Origin of the sequence: Sporosarcina sp. ACRSM, assembly GCF_022346545.1 — a bacterium.
Taxonomy (GTDB): Bacteria; Bacillota; Bacilli; order Bacillales_A; family Planococcaceae; genus Sporosarcina.
This window is the reverse complement of sequence record NZ_JAKRNU010000005.1, coordinates 16,046-33,940: the sequence shown is the minus strand read 5'-3', so window position 1 is coordinate 33,940 and position 17,895 is coordinate 16,046. Positions and strand designations below refer to the sequence as shown.

General features: G+C 45.2%; 15 protein-coding genes and 1 other annotated feature. Of the genes, 13 read left to right on the top strand and 2 right to left on the bottom strand.

From position 1 onward, the window contains the following. Window positions 1-50: 50 nt before the first annotated feature. Entirely contained in the window at window positions 51-1,139 is a 1,089-nt protein-coding gene (locus MHZ95_RS09175) for a M42 family metallopeptidase (protein WP_239390323.1), read from the top strand. 140 nt (window positions 1,140-1,279) lie between these two features. After that, window positions 1,280-2,245 (top strand): ornithine carbamoyltransferase, encoded by a 966-nt coding sequence (argF, locus tag MHZ95_RS09170; protein WP_239390322.1) that lies wholly within the window; start codon window positions 1,280-1,282, stop codon window positions 2,243-2,245. Between the two features lie 332 nt (window positions 2,246-2,577). On the opposite strand, the gene sspI is transcribed toward argF, so the two are convergent. Continuing rightward, the gene (sspI, locus tag MHZ95_RS09165; RefSeq protein WP_239390321.1) at window positions 2,578-2,790 is read right to left on the bottom strand and encodes a small acid-soluble spore protein SspI; all 213 of its coding nucleotides are present in this window, start codon (window positions 2,788-2,790) and stop codon (window positions 2,578-2,580) included. Between the two features lie 92 nt (window positions 2,791-2,882). On the opposite strand from sspI, the gene MHZ95_RS09160 reads away from it, so the two are divergent. The 3 genes from MHZ95_RS09160 to pheT all read left to right on the top strand — a co-directional run bounded on the left by MHZ95_RS09160 (window position 2,883) and on the right by pheT (window position 7,447). Then, window positions 2,883-3,647: a TrmH family RNA methyltransferase gene (locus MHZ95_RS09160; RefSeq protein WP_239390320.1), complete on the top strand. Its 765-nt coding sequence runs from the start codon at window positions 2,883-2,885 to the stop codon at window positions 3,645-3,647. Between the two features lie 58 nt (window positions 3,648-3,705). Then, window positions 3,706-3,937 (top strand) — a binding site (T-box leader). A gap of 46 nt (window positions 3,938-3,983) precedes the next feature. Continuing rightward, window positions 3,984-5,021, top strand: coding sequence for a phenylalanine--tRNA ligase subunit alpha (gene pheS / locus MHZ95_RS09155; RefSeq protein WP_239390319.1), 1,038 nt, complete (start codon window positions 3,984-3,986; stop codon window positions 5,019-5,021). A gap of 14 nt (window positions 5,022-5,035) precedes the next feature. Next, window positions 5,036-7,447 (top strand): phenylalanine--tRNA ligase subunit beta, encoded by a 2,412-nt coding sequence (gene pheT, locus MHZ95_RS09150; protein ID WP_239390318.1) that lies wholly within the window; start codon window positions 5,036-5,038, stop codon window positions 7,445-7,447. Between the two features lie 201 nt (window positions 7,448-7,648). Here pheT and rnhC read toward each other — a convergent pair whose 3' ends face one another. Then, the gene (rnhC, locus tag MHZ95_RS09145; protein ID WP_239390317.1) at window positions 7,649-8,584 is read right to left on the bottom strand and encodes a ribonuclease HIII; all 936 of its coding nucleotides are present in this window, start codon (window positions 8,582-8,584) and stop codon (window positions 7,649-7,651) included. A gap of 135 nt (window positions 8,585-8,719) precedes the next feature. Here rnhC and zapA point away from each other — a divergent pair, with 135 nt between their 5' ends. From zapA to MHZ95_RS09105, 8 genes are all read left to right on the top strand, one after another. After that, a complete protein-coding gene (zapA, locus tag MHZ95_RS09140) occupies window positions 8,720-8,980 on the top strand; it encodes a cell division protein ZapA (protein ID WP_239390316.1) in 261 nt (86 codons plus the stop codon). 9 nt (window positions 8,981-8,989) lie between these two features. Beyond that, window positions 8,990-9,529 (top strand): CvpA family protein, encoded by a 540-nt coding sequence (locus tag MHZ95_RS09135; RefSeq protein WP_239390315.1) that lies wholly within the window; start codon window positions 8,990-8,992, stop codon window positions 9,527-9,529. Window positions 9,530-9,615: 86 nt separating this feature from the next. Continuing rightward, window positions 9,616-11,322, top strand: coding sequence for a DNA polymerase/3'-5' exonuclease PolX (gene polX / locus MHZ95_RS09130; protein ID WP_239390314.1), 1,707 nt, complete (start codon window positions 9,616-9,618; stop codon window positions 11,320-11,322). Between the two features lie 16 nt (window positions 11,323-11,338). Then, on the top strand, window positions 11,339-13,696 hold the full coding sequence (locus MHZ95_RS09125; RefSeq protein WP_239390313.1) for an endonuclease MutS2: 2,358 nt from the start codon (window positions 11,339-11,341) through the stop codon (window positions 13,694-13,696). 338 nt (window positions 13,697-14,034) lie between these two features. Further along, the gene (locus tag MHZ95_RS09120; RefSeq protein ID WP_239390312.1) at window positions 14,035-14,448 is read left to right on the top strand and encodes a DUF350 domain-containing protein; all 414 of its coding nucleotides are present in this window, start codon (window positions 14,035-14,037) and stop codon (window positions 14,446-14,448) included. Window positions 14,449-14,730: 282 nt separating this feature from the next. Beyond that, window positions 14,731-16,428, top strand: a complete 1,698-nt coding sequence (locus tag MHZ95_RS09115; RefSeq protein WP_239390311.1) for an AMP-binding protein — start codon at window positions 14,731-14,733, stop codon at window positions 16,426-16,428. Between the two features lie 95 nt (window positions 16,429-16,523). Next, window positions 16,524-17,105: a fatty acid metabolism transcriptional regulator FadR gene (locus MHZ95_RS09110; RefSeq protein ID WP_239390310.1), complete on the top strand. Its 582-nt coding sequence runs from the start codon at window positions 16,524-16,526 to the stop codon at window positions 17,103-17,105. Between the two features lie 15 nt (window positions 17,106-17,120). Beyond that, entirely contained in the window at window positions 17,121-17,894 is a 774-nt protein-coding gene (locus tag MHZ95_RS09105; RefSeq protein WP_239390309.1) for an enoyl-CoA hydratase, read from the top strand. Window position 17,895 lies beyond the last annotated feature (1 nt).

The window sequence follows — 17,895 nt, the reverse complement described above, 5'->3', positions numbered from 1 at the left end:
GCATTTCGCATATACTACAATGGTAAGGTTTATTTAGGAGGTTGAAGCATTTGACAAAATTAGACGATACATTAACGATGCTGAAAGCGCTCACAGATGCAAAAGGGATAGCGGGAAATGAGCGTGAACCGCGCGAAGTGATGCAAACATACATAGAGCCGTTCGCGGATGCTCTGACCCAAGACGGTTTAGGGTCTTTAATCGCTCAGAAGACGGGCGATGCAGACGGGCCGAAAATCATGGTGGCCGGTCACCTTGATGAAGTCGGATTCATGGTTTCGAAAATCGATGACAAAGGGTTCATCTCTTTCCAAACGGTTGGCGGATGGTGGTCACAAGTCATGCTTGCGCAAAGGGTTACAATAGTGACGCGCAAAGGGGATACAGTGACAGGTATCATTGGATCGAAACCTCCGCATATTCTTACACCGGAAGCGCGTAAAAAGCCTGTCGATATCAAGGATATGTTTATCGATGTAGGTGCGACTTCCAAAGAGGAAGTGATGGAGTGGGGGATCTTGCCTGGAGATATGGTCGTCCCTTATTTTGAATTTACGGTTATGAATAATGAAAAATATCTGCTTGCCAAAGCGTGGGACAACCGAATCGGTTGTGCTATTGCGATTGAAGTCATGAAAGCGTTAAAAGGTGAGAAGCATCCGAATATCGTATTTGGAGTTGGCGCTGTGCAGGAGGAGATCGGTCTACGCGGTGCGCGGACGGCAGCAACGAAAATTCAGCCGGATATCGGTTTTGCGGTTGACGTTGGTGTGGCAGGTGATACGCCGGGAGTCTCATCGAAAGAAGCGATGGGCAAAATGGGCAATGGTCCACAACTTGTGTTGTTTGATGCTTCCATGGTTTCACATAAAGGACTGCGGGAACTTGTCATCGATACGGCTGAAGAACATGGCATCCCTTATCAGTTCGAAACGATGGCGGGTGGCGGAACGGATGCAGGTTCCATTCATCTTTCAGGGAAAGGCGTGCCATCTCTGGCAATCTGTATTCCGACTCGTTATATTCACTCGCATGCAGCTATGTTGCATCGCGATGATTTTGAAAACACCGTGAAACTGATGGTGGAAGTCATCAAAAAGCTAGATCGTGACACAGTAAATAAAATAACGTTTGAATAAATGTTTAGGGAACTGCTCAAGTCGGGTAAATGACTTGTGCAGTTTTTTTTGTGATTTTTCATAATAATGCACTTGACTTTATAATTATGCATACATATAATTGATTATACAAATCGAAATTAACGATTGGGGATGACGATATGGTGAAATATAAAATGACGAATACGGAAATTGCGAATGGTTTAAAAGGAAAAGATCTATTATCCCTTCTTGATTATACAAGCGAAGAAGTCGCGTTTTTATTGGATTTTGCAAATGATATGAAACAAGAAATGTTAGCGGGGCATATGCCTCCATTGTTGGCAGGGAAAACATTAGGCATGATTTTTGAGAAACATTCTACACGTACACGTATCTCATTTGAGGTAGGGATGATCCAACTCGGTGGTTATGCAATGTTTATGAATGCGAGAGACTTACAAATCGGCCGTGGGGAATCGGTTTATGATACAGGCCATGTCTTCTCTGAGTATTTGGATGGTGTCATGATCCGCGCAAATTCACATGAAATGGTGAAGGAGCTAGCAGAGCATACTTCAGTTCCAGTCATTAATGGATTGACGGATATTTTTCACCCGTGCCAAGCTTTAGCGGACTTGCTGACGATACTGGAAGTGAAAGGGTCATTGGCAGGAAAGAAAATCGCCTATATTGGGGATGGCAATAATGTGGCGCATTCCTTGGTCATTGCGGCGGCTCATATGGGGATGCATGCAGCGGTTGCAACGCCTGTAGGATTCGAATACGACGCAGAACTTCTTGTGAAAGCGCAAGAGCTTGCGGCGGCGAATGGCGGAAGTGTTGTCACTACGACAAATCCTGTTGAGGCTGTGAAAGATGCAGATGTCGTCTACACGGACGTCTGGACGAGTATGGGGCAAGAAGAAGAAGCGGCTGCACGTCTTGAAGCATTCAAAGACTTCCAGATCAATGATGAATTGGTGGCGCATGCGAAGAAAGATTATATGTTCTTGCATTGCCTTCCTGCACACCGTGAGGAAGAAGTCGCAACTTCCGTTATTGATGGACCGAACTCCTACGTCTTCCAACAAGCCGGGAACCGCCTGCATGCTCAAAAAGCAGTTCTTGCGACTTTGTTAGGATGAATCAATCAACAAGCTTAGGTTTTCATGCCTGAGCTTGTTTTTTTTATAATCAATTACGCCTCGGCGTAATTGCGTCGAGATTTTGAATCGAGCTTGAGGCCTACAGGATGTAGGTCATGCAACCATTGCCGCAGGACGCGGCGAACTTAGGTTGCCTTCCTTAACTCCTTTCAAAATCTGTGACATCCGCCGGAGGCTTGGACCTGCACGATGCAGGTCATGCAGGCGATGCCACAGGACGTGGCGATCTTAGCCTGCGTTCTACTCCTATTCAGCGAATAAAGATAAATAAATGACGTAGGGACTTGTTCCCCACGCCATTCCGAAATGATTCACCCAGCAGAAAACGCTTGTGCCAGTTCGCCTGCCATTTTTGATTTTTCTTGTTCACCTGAATTGTTCCAGAGCTTCTCGAAGAACACGCCAAGGCCTGGTAACAAATGTTCTTCTCCACGTTTAATCGCATCTTCGACGACGTTACGGACATCTTCCGCTGAATTATTTCTCATGTTTGCCGTAATCGCATCTCTTATTTGGAAATCCATTTTATCAACCTCCCACAGTCATTTTGTACACAAATATCGCCAACTATACCGTCATTTGATACACTAAAAAGAAAAAGGCGGTAACGATATAGATGAAACGCATTGAATCCCCACAAAACGCATTGGTGAAGCATTGGAAGAAGCTCGTGACAACGCGCAAAGAACGAGATAAATCAGAAGAATTTCTTGTAGAAGGATTTCACTTAGTCGAGGAAGCATTAAAGCGTGAAGGAATAGTCCTAACATTGATGGTACGGGAAGATATTGAAGTGCCCGCCCATTGGTCCACGGAAAATGTACATATAGTGGAAATAAATAATGCGGTCGCTAAAGAAATTTCAGAAACGGAACATACACAAGGTGTATACGCGCATTGCCGTCAGCCTCAACATGCCGAAGAAGAGGTTGCGAATTGGAAAAAGCTATTGCTCGTTGATGCTGTCCAAGATCCAGGCAATGTTGGGACGATGATCCGGACAGCGGATGCAGCAGGTATGGATGCGGTCATCCTCGGAAAAGGTTCAGCGGATCCGTACAATCCGAAAACGGTCCGTTCGGCACAAGGATCCCATTTCAATATCCCGGTTGTGAAGGGAGATTTGTTCGAATGGGTATCGCAATTGAAAACAGTGGGTATTCGCGTGTTGGGGACCGGTTTGCAAAATGCGGTCAATCATTTCGAAATCGAACCGCAAGCTGCGTTTGCCGTTATTGTTGGAAATGAAGGCAGCGGTGTCGACCCTGAACTGCTAGAAACGGCTGATGAAACGGTTAAGATCCCGATGTATGGAAAAGCGGAATCATTGAACGTTGCAGTGGCTACGGGTATCCTGTTATATGCCTATTCAATAAAATAAGCTTGAACTTAGTTGATGAACAAACTGATTTCGGGTATACTAGCGTTGATTGGAAAAATGAAAAGCGTTGATCGGGAAGAGTAAACTTGCACGAACCAAAAGGGAATCCGCGCCTTGACTGAAAGCGTGGATGGGCAAGTGTCTGTTGAAGTTCACCCCGAAAGCTGCCACCGGGACCAGTGTATGCTGTAAAGGTGTGCCGGCTCCGGACCGTTATTCCGAAATTGAGTGATCATGTCTATTGGCATGGTAAATCAGGGTGGTACCGCGAATTCGTCCTCGTCCCTTTTATAGGGGCGGGGATTTTTTATTCAATTAAAGAAAAGGAGACTTAAAATGGAAGCACAATTGGAACAGCTGAAAATGGAGGCGCTCGAAAAAATTGAAGCCGCCTCAGATGTAAAAGCATTAAACGAAGTCCGTGTTGCCTACTTAGGGAAAAAAGGGCCGATTACGGATCTACTGAAAGGTATGGGGAAACTCCCTGCTGAAGAACGTCCGAAAATGGGGGCACTCGTCAACGTCATTCGTGAAACGGTAACAGAAGTATTGGAAGAACGGATGGCGAAGCTTGAAGAGCAAGCCATCAATGAGCAGCTTGCAAAAGAAGCGATTGACGTCACATTGCCGGGAAGACCTGCGCGTACAGGTAATCATCACCCATTGACACGTGTTGTGGAAGATATTGAAGACTTCTTCATCAGTATGGGCTATGAAATCGCGGAAGGACCTGAAGTCGAAAAGGACTACTACAACTTTGAAGCGTTAAACTTGCCGAAAGGTCATCCGGCACGCGATATGCAAGACTCTTTCTACATATCGGAAGAAGTGCTTCTTCGTACGCACACATCACCTGTCCAAGCGCGGACAATGGAAGCGAAAGGCGGCGCGCCGATTAAAATCATCTGCCCGGGAAAAGTGTATCGTCGTGATAGCGACGATGCGACGCATTCGCATCAGTTTACACAAATCGAAGGGCTTGTCATCGGCGAAGATATTCGCATGAGCGATTTGAAAGGGACCCTTTCTGCGTTCGCGAAGAAAATGTTTGGTGAGGAACGCGAAATCCGTTTGCGTCCAAGTTTCTTCCCGTTCACGGAGCCGTCTGTTGAAATGGATATTTCTTGCTTCAAATGTGGCGGAGAGGGTTGTAATGTTTGTAAAAAGACCGGCTGGATCGAAATTTTGGGCGCGGGGATGGTTCACCCGAACGTGCTGAAAATGGCTGGCTATGACCCTGCTGCTGTATCAGGTTTCGCTTTCGGTATGGGACCTGAACGGATCGCAATGTTGAAATATGGTGTGGAAGATATCCGTCATTTCTATACGAATGATGTGCGGTTCATATCACAATTCCACCGGACGGAAGCTTAAGGGGAGGACATGACATGTTAGTATCTACAAAATGGTTAAGTGATTATGTGAATATAGAAGGAATCGCCTCGCAAGATCTAGCGGAAAAGATTACACGTTCCGGAATAGAAGTCGATACCATCATCGACCGCTCCCACGGCATGACAAATGTCGTTGTCGGTTATGTAAAGGAATGTGTAAAGCATCCGGAAGCAGATAAGTTACGTATTTGCCAAGTGGATGTTGGGGAAGAAGTTACACAAATTATTTGTGGTGCCCCGAACGTTGCAGAAGGGCAAAAAGTGATCGTGGCACGTCCAGGTGCAGTGCTACCGGGCAATTTTAAAATTAAAAAAGCAAAACTGCGCGGTGAAGAGTCGAACGGCATGATCTGTTCACTCCAAGAGCTGGCCATCGAAGGGAAACTTGTGCCAAAAGCGTATGCGGAAGGGATTTATGTTTTGCCTGAAACGGCGGTGCCGGGAGAAAGTGCATTGCCATTGCTTGGATTGGATGATCAAGTGTTGGAATTCGATTTGACTCCGAACCGTTCAGATGCGCTCAGTATGCTAGGCGTGGCGTATGAAGTAGGTGCAATTTTATCGCAAGGCATCGAACTTCCGAAAATTTCATATACGGAATCGACTGAAAAAGCGGAGGATGTACTGAAGTTACGTGTCGATGCAATCGAAGAAAATCCAATGTACGTGGCGAAAGTCGTGAAAAACGTCAAGATCGCAGAATCACCATTATGGCTTCAAAATCGTCTAATGGCTGCAGGTGTACGTCCTCACAATAACGTTGTCGATATTACGAACTTTGTCCTAATGGAGTACGGTCAACCGCTTCATGCATTTGACTACGATCGCCTTGAAACAGGGGAAATTGCTGTCCGACTAGCAGAGGAAGGCGAAAAGATCACGACGTTGGATGAAACGGAACGGACATTGAAATCGCATAATCTAGTTATCACAAATGGTCACGAACCTGTCGCCGTTGCGGGTGTCATGGGTGGATTGAACTCCGAAGTGCATGATGGAACCACGACAGTTGTCATTGAATCGGCTTATTTTGCTCCGGCATCCGTCCGCCAAACTTCGAAAGAAATCGGATTGCGCAGCGATGCGAGTACACGTTTCGAAAAAGGCGTCGATCCGAACCGTGTCATTGCGGCTGCAGAACGTGCTGCACAACTGATGGCTGAGATTGCAGGTGGAGAGGTGTTGGCTGGTTCTGTCATCGTTGACGAACTGGATAAGGCACCTGCACGCATCACCGTTTCTCCGGATTATATCAATAATCGTCTTGGCATGAAAATTTCGTTGGAAGAAATGCTGTCCATTTTAGATCGATTGCAAATCCCGACGGAAGCGGTAAACGGCAAACTCGTTATCGACGCACCGACACGCAGACAAGATTTGCGGATTGAAGAAGATATTATCGAGGAAATTGCCCGCATGTACGGATACGATCATATTCCGATGACACTGCCGATTGCGGAGTCGAAGCCAGGAGGTTTAACTTCGTATCAAGCGAAGCGTCGTACAGTGAGAGCTTTCCTTGAAGGGGCAGGCTTGTATCAAGCGTTGACCTATTCATTAACTTCGAAGGAACATGCACAACAGTATGCGCTTGAAACAGCGCCTGTTACAGAATTGCTCATGCCGATGAGTGAAGATCGGAGTACTCTGCGTCAAAGTATCATTCCGCATCTTCTAGAAGCGGCGACGTACAACGTTGCACGTCGTATCGATTCAGTTGCACTTTATGAAACAGGATCGGTATTCCTTGGAGAAGAAGAGGACGGATTGCCGCAGGAAGTGGAACATGTAGCTGCTGTCATCACTGGAAAATGGGTTGATCATGCATGGCAAGGCGAAACGAAGCCGGTTGATTTCTTTGTGTTGAAAGGAATCGTCGAAGGGATGATGGACAGTCTTGGTCTGAGCGAAGATCTGTCATTTGAGCAAGCTGTTATCGATGGCATGCACCCTGGACGCACAGCGAATATTCTTCATAACGGTGAACAGATCGGCTTGATTGGCCAAATCCATCCAACTGAACAGAAAAAACGTGATTTGAAAAATACTTACGTGATGGAGATGAATCTTCAAAAAATCCTTTCCATCGAAACGGATGAATTGGTATACGTTCCAGTTCCACGTTTCCCGTCGATTTCAAGGGATATCGCACTCGTCGTCGATAGCGGAACATCAGCGGGAGCGCTGGAAACAGTCATCCGCAGTGCAGGCGGGAAATTATTGAAAGACGTAAAACTCTTCGACTTGTATGAAGGGGCTAACGTTGAGGAAGGTAAGAAATCCGTGGCGTTCTCCTTGACCTATACAGATCCAGAGCGCACATTGACAGACGAAGAAGTCGTTAAAGCACATGACAAAGTGTTGAAAGCTTTAACAGAACAAGCAGGAGCATTACTTCGAGGATAAATGAATAATAGCCGCTCACGGTGCCGTGAGCGGCGTTTTTTAATGGTAGTTTAGTCTTGAATCGCCGATAAATTATTCATTAACGCCAATAACTCGGTTCATATCGCCAATAAACCGTCTTTCAGCGCCAATAAACAACGGGCGAACGCCAATAACTCCGCTACGAACGCCAATAAGCCCCAAGACAACCTAACAATACTGTTACCTTTTTTTCCTCTCAGCAATTTTTTTCGCTTTCCCCGCATTTGCAAAATGCCATTTGGTCATTACTTTCAATTGTTCTTCCCCATCTTTTAATAAAATCCTTGCGGCTACTTCATCCACTTTGGGTCCTGCGCCTTTCGGAAGCGTCATGCCTGCAACCGTACTCAAGCGGTCCATCTCTTCCAAAAATGCAACACGTGCAATGATGGAGGCTGCGGCGACTGAAACGTGTAGCCCTTCCGCTTTCGTTGAAAATAATACATTTTCCCGCACTATTTCAGACTGGGCCTTAATATGATTATAATAAATGCCTCTTTCCGCGAATTGGTCGATTAAAATATAGTCGGGTTTTTCGTCGCCCATTTTCCGAAGCACATGCTTCAGTGCCTGATTATGAAGCAATGCCTTGATTTTCCCTTGGGACCAACCGCGGCCTTGTACTTCATTGTACTTCTCATTTTTCAAAGTGAGCACACTATGAATCAAAGTCGCTTGCAAATCTGGAGCGATCTTCCGCATCACGTCATCCGTTAATAGTTTGGAGTCCATCACGCCTAGCTCCCGAACAAGCGCCACTTGATCGGCTCTCACGTAGCACGCGGCAACGGTCACCGGTCCAAAGAAGTCACCGGTGCCGGTTTCGTCCGATCCAACGACAGAGAGTTCTGCCAACCGATCTGGCAATCGATCCCCTTTCGATGTCGCTTTGACGGATGTCGATTTATTTTCTACTTTGCCCCAACGTGCCGCTTCTCGATCGGCTCCCGCGCCTTGGAACAACACTTTCCCAGATTTGTAAGCAGTAATCGCCGTATCCGGTAATTTTGCCGCAAAAACGACGCCGGGTGCGTTGCGGACCACTTTGGATGACGCATAGTGATTCATCACTTTTTGTACAACTTGTGCATCTACTACAATGACATGATTGCTCAATTATGAACTTCCTTTCCTTCAAGGGATGATAGGGTCAATCGTATTCAATATTGGGTCCATGACAACTAAATCACTTTCATGGTATGATGGGTACTAGAGTTTTTTAGGCGTAATTGATTGTAGGAGGTCAGGTCTTTGATTGACGAAGAAAAGACGCGCATAGCGGTTGACATATACGGTCAGACATATAAGATGGTCGGTACCGAAACTAGCAGTCATATGCGGCTGGTCGCCTCGATGGTCGATGATAGAATGCGCGAAATTAGTGCGCGTAACCCTTCTCTCGACAGTGCAAAAATCGCTGTGCTCACCGCTGTAAATACTGTACATGATTATCTTAAATTAAAAGAGCAACTTGAACAAATGGAAGAAGAATTGAAAAAGTTGAAGGGTTGACGGTCTGACATGCTAGATTTACTTATTATTTTCCTCCTTTTAGGGGGACTTATTACAGGATTCAAGCGCGGATTTGTCGTGCAACTCATACATATGACAGGTTTCATTATCGCACTTATCGTCGCTTATCTGTATTATAAACAACTGGCAGAGAAATTTGTTCTTTGGGTTCCTTATCCGGGTGTAACGGCAGGCTCGAAATTGACAATGACCGTTGAACAGCTTGATTTGGATCAGACGTTTTATCGTTTGCTTGCATTTGTCCTCATTTTTCTTGTGGTCAAATTCGGTTTACAAATTGTCGCTTCCATGTTCGATTTCTTGCAATACGTGCCGGTCCTAGGCTTTGTCGCCCGACTTGTTGGGGCGCTATTCGGATTTCTGGAATTTTATATTTTCATATTCCTTGTCCTTTACTTGTTGGCCATGTTACCGATGGATTTCATTCAAAACATGTTAAGCAGTTCATTGTTTGCCAAGACGATGTTTGAGCATACACCACTGCTTTCTGAGATGGTGCGGAACTGGTGGTACATCTATACAAAATGATGGCTTCCCCCTTTGTGGAGGGAAGCTTTTTTCAAGAACACCTCGAGGCTAGGTACTTTTCAGTTTCAATTGGGAGGGAATTTAAGGTGAATAAAAAAACGATTATCCGCACATTTGAAAAAATTGCTTTATATATGGAATTGCTAGGGGAAAATCATTTCAAAGTGGCTGCATTCAGAAAAGCGGCCAATGTCCTTGAACTTGATCCGCGGAGTTTATCGGAAATGGATGATATTTTAACATTGAAGGGGATTGGGAAAGGGACAGGTGCAGTCATTTCCGATTTGTTGGAAAAAGGCGAGTCTGATCTGCTGAAAGAATTGGAGCAAGCAGTTCCGAAAGGGCTTATTCCTCTTTTGAAAATCCCTGGGCTTGGCGGCAAACGGATTGCCAAATTGCGCGAAGCGATTGGCATCGATTCAGTTGGATCGCTACAGGAAGCGTGTATCGATGGAAAAGTGAGCAAAGTGCCTGGTTTTGGCAAGAAGACGGAGCAGAATATACTGGCAGAAATTGAACTACTAGGTTCGCGCCAAGGGAAGTTCGCGATTTGGCAAGTGGAAAAAGTCGTTTCATTGATAGAGGCTGAGCTGCAAGCAATTCCTGAAATTACACGTTTTTCAGTGGCGGGCAGCTACCGCAGAGCCGAAGAAGAAAGCAGCGATGTCGATTTTATCGTTGTGACGGAAGAGCCGGGAACGGTGCGCGAAAAATTGCTTGCCGCTTTACCGCTTGCTGCGACGATTGCAGCCGGTGATGCTAAACTTTCCATCACGCTCGATTTGGAGGACCAAATGGACGCGGATTTCCGTTTTGTCACAGATGAGCAATTTGCCTCTGCCATCCATCATTTTACAGGGTCGAAGGATCATAATATACGCATGCGCCAACTGGCAAAATCAAAAGGGTGGAAAATCAGTGAATATGGCGTGGAAGATGAAAATGGCCAAATCACGACGTTTGATTCAGAAGAACAGTTTTTTGCCCATTTCGATTTGCCATTCATCCCCCCAGCTGTCCGGAGTAGCGGCCGTGAAATCGATCGAATCGATGAATTGAATGATTTGATTGAATTGAAAGATATTCGTTCAGACTTCCATATGCATACGACGTGGTCGGATGGGGGGTACTCGATTCGTGAAATGGTGGAAGCTTGTCGTGCAAAAGGCTATTCCCATATGGTGATCACCGATCATACGCAATATTTGAAAGTGGCAAATGGTCTTACGCCTGATCGGGTGCGCGAACAAATAGCAGAAATCCGTACATTGAACGAAGAATATAAGGACATTGAAATCTTTTGTGGGACGGAAATGGATATTCTTCCCGATGCGACGCTCGATTTTGACGACGAATTGTTGAGTGAACTCGATTTCGTCATCGCCTCCATCCATTCGAATTTCAATCAGCCTCAGGAACAGATTATGGACAGGCTCCATGCAGCCATGAAAAATCCACATGTCGATATGATTGCTCATCCGACAGGCCGGATTATCGGTCAGCGGGATGGCTATGATACGGACGTGCCACAGTTGATCCAATGGGCAAAAGAATATAACAAACTATTGGAGTTGAACGCAAACCCTTATCGGCTTGACCTTGCGACGGAGCATTTGATCATGGCGCAGGATGCGGGTGTGAAGATTGCCATCAACACAGATGCCCACGCTATCGATCAATTGAAATATATGGAAATCGGTGTGAAATACGCCCAAAAAGCATGGTTGAAAAAAGAGACGGTCGTCAATGCATGGCCGCTCGATCGATTCATCCGTGACATACTACGGAAGTGAAAGGAAGTGTAAGACATTGGAAAGTCGTGTCTTAAAAACACTTGAGTTTGATAAAATCCGGGAGATTGTAGCAGGTTATTGCACATCATCTGCCGGACGGACAATGATCGAAAAATTAGTGCCTGTCAGTGATTTCGAAGAAGTGGTCCGGTTATTGGAAGAAATGGATGAAGGCTTAGCCATTTTACGGATCCGAGGCAATGTGCCGATGGGGGGAATCAGTGACGTCAGACCTCACGCCAAACGTGCGCAAATGGGCGGGATGCTCAGCGCGTTTGAATTGATGGAAATTGCCAATACGATTCGGGCGAGCCGCATCCTGCGTCAATTTATCGAAGCGATTGAGACAGATGAAGATATCGAGATTCCGCATTTCACTGCGAAAAAAGAGACGATCCCGGTTTTGACGGGCTTGGAACATGAAATCAATGCATGCATTGACGACAATGGTCATGTCGTCGATAGTGCTTCGGGTGCCCTCCGTTCAATCCGACAAAGCCTTCGGATGCAAGAAGGGCGTGTACGCGAAAAACTGGAAAGTTATACACGCGGCAAAAATGCGGCGAAAATGTTATCCGATTCGATTGTGACGATCCGGAACGATCGTTACGTCATTCCTGTGAAGGCAGAGTATCGTTCCCACTATGGCGGTGTTATCCACGATATGTCATCTTCCGGCCAGACGTTATTCATTGAACCGGATGCAGTCGTCCAAGCGAACAATGAAATTAGACGGCTTAAAATGCTAGAACAGGAAGAAATTGAAAAGATCCTTCTTGAGCTTTCAGCGAAGGTGCAGGAAATCGCGCATGAGTTGTTTGTTCTTGTTGCTGTTCTTTCTGAAATCGACATCATTTTAGCAAAGGCAAAATTCGGGATGGCCCAAAAATGTACGAAGCCGGAAGTGAATGATCAAGGCTATATTCGTCTGACAAAAGCGAGGCATCCACTGCTCCCTATTGACGAAGCGGTTGCCAATACGATTGAATTCGGCAAGGATATTACAACAATAGTCATTACGGGGCCGAACACCGGCGGGAAGACGGTCACGTTGAAAACGGTCGGGCTTTGCACATTGATGGCGCAGGCGGGGCTACCGATCCCGGCGCTTGACGGTTCGGAAGTCGCTGTTTTCGAATCGGTGTATGCGGATATTGGCGATGAACAGTCCATTGAGCAAAGCTTGAGTACATTTTCGTCCCATATGGTTAATATTGTCGACATTTTGCAGAAATACGATGACCGCTCCTTGTTGATTTTCGACGAACTTGGATCGGGTACGGACCCGCAAGAAGGGGCGGCACTTGCAATCTCGATTCTAGATGAAGTACATGGACGCGGTGCGCGTGTGATGGCGACGACACATTATCCAGAATTGAAGGCTTATGGCTATAATCGTCCCGGTGTCGCGAATGCGAGTGTGGAATTCAATATTGATACACTGAGCCCGACTTATCGATTATTGATTGGCGTGCCAGGTCGCAGTAATGCATTTGAAATTTCCAAGCGGCTCGGTCTTCAAGAGCGAATTATCGATCGGGCAAAAAGCTTTACCGGAACGGATCGCGGCGAAGTGGACTCCATGATTGCCTCTCTTGAGACAAGCCGCGTACAATCGGAAAAAGACGCGGAAGAAACGCATGAAATCCTGTTGGAAACTGAACAGCTGAAACGGGAATTGGAAGCGAAAATAGCTGAGTACGATGCGATGAAAGAGCAGTTGGAAACGAAAGCGAAAGACAAAGCGAAAAAAATTGTCGAAGATGCGAGGCGTGAAGCAGAAGCAGTCATATCTGATCTACGTGCGATGCGACTCAATGTAGGAGCCGATGTCAAAGAGCATGAATTGATTGAGGCGCGGAAAAGGCTTGAAGGCGCGACCCCTACGGAAGCGAAGAAAAAAGTGGTCAAAGCAAAAGCGGCTCCAAGACCTTTGCAAGTCGGCGATGAGGTGAAAGTGCTCAGCTATGGTCAGAAAGGGACATTGATTGAAAAAGTATCGGATCAGGAATGGGTTGTCCAAATCGGTATTTTGAAAATGAAGCTGGAACAATCCGGTTTAGAATATGTCAAACCTGAAAAAGAGAAGCAACCTGTCGTCTCGGCTTCTGTGAGAGGAAGAGATTCCTATGTCAAATTGGAGCTTGATCTAAGGGGAGAGCGGTACGAGGACGCCATTCTTCGCACAGAAAAGTATTTGGATGACGCACTGTTATCGAACTATCATCAAGTTTCGATCATTCATGGGAAAGGAACAGGGGCTTTACGCAAAGGAATCCAACAATATTTGAAAAATCATTCCCGTGTGAAAAGTTTCCGCTTCGGTGAAGCTGGAGAAGGTGGACACGGCGTCACGGTTGTCGAACTGAAATAAACAGCAATCAAGAGCGATCAAATGGAGGATAACCCCCAAAAGAAACTCCTTCCTTCTAATTATCTTGAAATAATGATGTTTTTTTGAAACCTTTCTCAACTTCATCCGTATTAGGAAGGATTGACTGAACGATCAATTACGCCTTGGCGTAATTGCGTCCAGATTTTGAATTGCGCTTGCGCAATTAACTCCTTTCAAAATCTGTGACATCCGCCGGAGGCTTAACTTGAATCAGCAGGGAGTTTGGACTCTCTCTGATTAAAAATACATTCTGGCATTCATCCCGCCACTATGGAAGTGGGGGGGGCTGCTGAATCAAGTTAAAGGAGTATGAGAAAATGACGAAAACTGGTTTTTGGAGCCATCCATTGGTGGAAACAGCCGGATACTTCAGTGTGGTTGTCCTCTGTCTGATCGTGTCCATGGTGATTTTTGAACTTGTTACGAAATATAATAATTGGGAAGAAATCAGAAAAGGGAACCTTTCTGTCGCATTCGCAACAGGGGGTAAAATATTTGGTGTCGCCAATATATTCCGCCATTCCATCGAGCAGCATAATTCATTGCCACAAATGATCGGATGGGGGCTGTACGGATTTTTGCTGCTTATTTTTGCGTATTTCTTATTTGAGTTTTTAACGCCGAAGTTTAATATTGATAAAGAAATCGAGTCGGATAATCGCTCTGTCGGTTTTATCTCGATGGTCATTTCAGTAGGACTGTCATTTGTCATCGGAGCAAGTATTTCATAGGAGACGTAGACGGATGGAAAAACTATCAAAAATCTTAATCATAGTCTGTATCTTATTTATTGCAGTAGGAATTTATTGGATGACTGCCAATACGCCTTGATCGATGCATATCGATCAAGGTTTTTTCATATGGTTTGCCAAAGGGAGACTATGCACTTCAACCGTGTATCGATCACTAAGACCCTTGATGCAGGTTATTGTTTGAAAGCCTATTCCAGAGAGATTATAATAAACTATAGGAATATTCAAAGAACTGAAATCGAGATAGAAAGGGGCCATTGAATGTCTTTGAAGCCTTGGTTAGATTTATATCCGCCGGAGATTGCCAAGACGTTACAGTATGAAAAAATTCCGATTCAGGAATATTTGACGAAGACTGCCTCGAGATTTCCTAATAAGATTGCTATCCATTTTCTGGGGAAAGAGATTCCTTACAAAGAGTTTTATGATTCGGCATTGAAGTTGGCAAATTATTTGCGATCGATCGGCATAAATAAGGGAGATCGGGTAGCGATCATGTTGCCTAATTGTCCGCAAAGCGCTATCGCCTACTTTGGGATATTGTATGCGGGAGGAATTGTCGTTCAAACGAACCCCCTTTATACGGAGCGTGAGCTCGCCTATCAAATGGTGGATTCGGGTGCAAAAGCCATCATTTCACTCGATATTTTATTTCCGCGAATTTCCAAAATCGTTAAAGAGACAGAGCTGGAGAATATCATAATAACGGGGATAAAAGACTATTTACCATTTCCTAAAAATTTCATCTACCCGTTCATTCAGAAAAAAGAACATGGTGTTACTGTGAAGGTGGAACATCGAGGCATGCACCACCTTTTTACTGAAATCATGAATAGTTCGAAACCGGATCCGGTACATTATGCATTCAATTATGATGAGGATATTGCGTTACTCCAATATACAGGAGGAACAACGGGCTCTCCCAAAGGGGTCATGTTAACGCATAAAAATCTTATCTCAAATGTGAGAATGTGTGAAGAGTGGTTATACAAATGTAAAGCGGGCGAAGAAACGATCATGGGCATTTTGCCATTCTTTCATGTATATGGAATGACGACAGTCCTAGTATTTTCAGTCATGCAGGGGAATAGAATGGTGTTACTTCCGAAATTCGATATGGAAACGGCTTTGAAGACAATCGATAAACAGAAGCCGACACTATTTCCCGGTGCACCGACCATCTACATCGGCTTACTCAATCATCCCGACATTGCCAAATACGACCTGTCATCCATCAAAGCTTGTCTGAGCGGCTCAGCTCCGTTGCCCATCGAAATCCAAGAGAAATTCGAGAAAGTGACAGGAGGGAAACTTGTTGAAGGCTATGGCTTGACGGAAACATCTCCGGTGACACATGTGAATTTTCCTTGGATTGAAGAACGTGTGAAAGGGTCGATCGGCGTGCCGTGGCCGGATACGGATTGCTGCATATTCGGTCCGGAATCGTCCGAACCATTGCCGAATGGCGAAATAGGGGAGATTGCAGTAAAAGGGCCACAAGTGATGAAAGGGTATTGGAACAGATCGGCAGAAACAGCGCAAGCATTCAGAAATGGCTGGTTCTTGACCGGAGATCTCGGTTATATGGATGATAAAGGGTATTTCTATATTGTGGATCGTAAAAAAGATGTCATTATTGCGGGCGGTTTTAATATATATCCGCGGGAAATCGAAGAGGTCTTATACGAACATGAAGCGATTCAGGAATGTGTCGTAGCAGGCATTCCAGATTCTTATCGAGGCGAAACGGTTAAAGCATTTATCGTCTTGAAAGAGGGTGTAACCGTATCTGAGGAGGAACTCGATCAATACTGCCGCGAACGATTGGCTTCTTTTAAAGTGCCGCGCATTTATGAATTCCGAAAAGAATTACCGAAAACTGCAATTGGAAAAATATTGCGACGCACACTTGTGGAAGAGGCAAAACAGGAACTGGAACAAAATTTACTCACTTCTTAACTTTCTATCAAAACTTGACTTAACAGAAACGATAGATTAATATGAAAATATGAATGAATAACCATTCATATTTTCTTTTTTGGTGGTGATTACAAGTGAAACGGGATAAGCCGAAATATAAGCAAATTGTGGATGCAGCGATTATTGTCATTGCTGAAAACGGTTATCATCAAGCGCAAGTTTCAAAGATTGCAAAAGAAGCAGGCGTTGCCGATGGGACGATTTATTTATATTTTAAAAATAAAGAAGATATCCTCATATCCGTATTCAAAGAGAAAATGGCTATTTTTATAGAAGATTTGGAAGAGATATTGAAAAAAGATATCTCAACTTCAGAGAAGCTCTTTAAAATGATTGATAATCATTTTCGCTTGCTCCACGAAGACCGTTATTACGCGATTGTCACCCAATTGGAACTACGGCAAACGAATAAAGAATTACGGATGCAGATTAATGGCGTATTGAAAGAATACTTGACCCTTCTGGATAACATCTTGAAGGAGGGAATGGATAATGGGACATTTGATGACAGCATTGACATTCGCCTCGCGCGTCAGATGGTATTCGGAACAATTGATGAAACGCTCACTTCATGGGTGATGAAAGACCAAAAATATGATTTAATGAAATTATCAGTCGGTGTACATCGGCTGATAATGAAAGCCTTACAAGCTTAAAAAGGATGGGATGAAATGGAGTTTCTATCTGTAACAATAGGGGATGGTGTAGCGGTTGCTACGATCAAGCGGGCGCCCGCGAATGCGCTTTCACGCGCGCTCATTTTAGAAGTCGATGCACTTCTGGATCAGGTGGAAAACGATGACGCGGTCAGAGTGATCGTGTTGCATGGGGAGGGAAGATTCTTCTCGGCAGGGGCCGATATTAAAGAGTTTACTGAGATCGAGTCGGGAGCTGAATTTTCCAAATTGGCGAGCAGCGGACAAGAGGTCTTTGAACGTCTTGAACGGTTCCCTAAACCGGTCATTGCCGCTATTCATGGAGCGGCGCTTGGTGGGGGCCTTGAACTGGCAATGGCCTGTCATATCCGTAATGTGACTGCGAATGCAAAGTTGGGATTACCGGAATTGCAGCTAGGTCTTATTCCTGGATTTGCGGGTACCCAACGCTTGCCGAGATATGTCGGTATGCCGAAAGCGGCGGAGATGCTTTTGACGAGTGAACCGATCAGTGGGGAGGAAGCAGTCCGTTATGGGCTAGCGAATCGCTCCTATTCGGATGAAGAATTGCTGCCAGCGACAATGGAACTGGCGAGGAAAATCGCTAAGAAAAGTCCGATTGCGGTGAAAGCGACATTGGACATGCTCCAATATTCGAAGCCGTCTACTTATTATGAAGGCGTAAAAGCGGAACACAAAGCATTCGGTGTTGTTTTTGATTCGGAAGATGCAAAAGAAGGAATCCAAGCATTTATTGATAAACGTGAGCCCTCATTTGTGGGGAAATGAT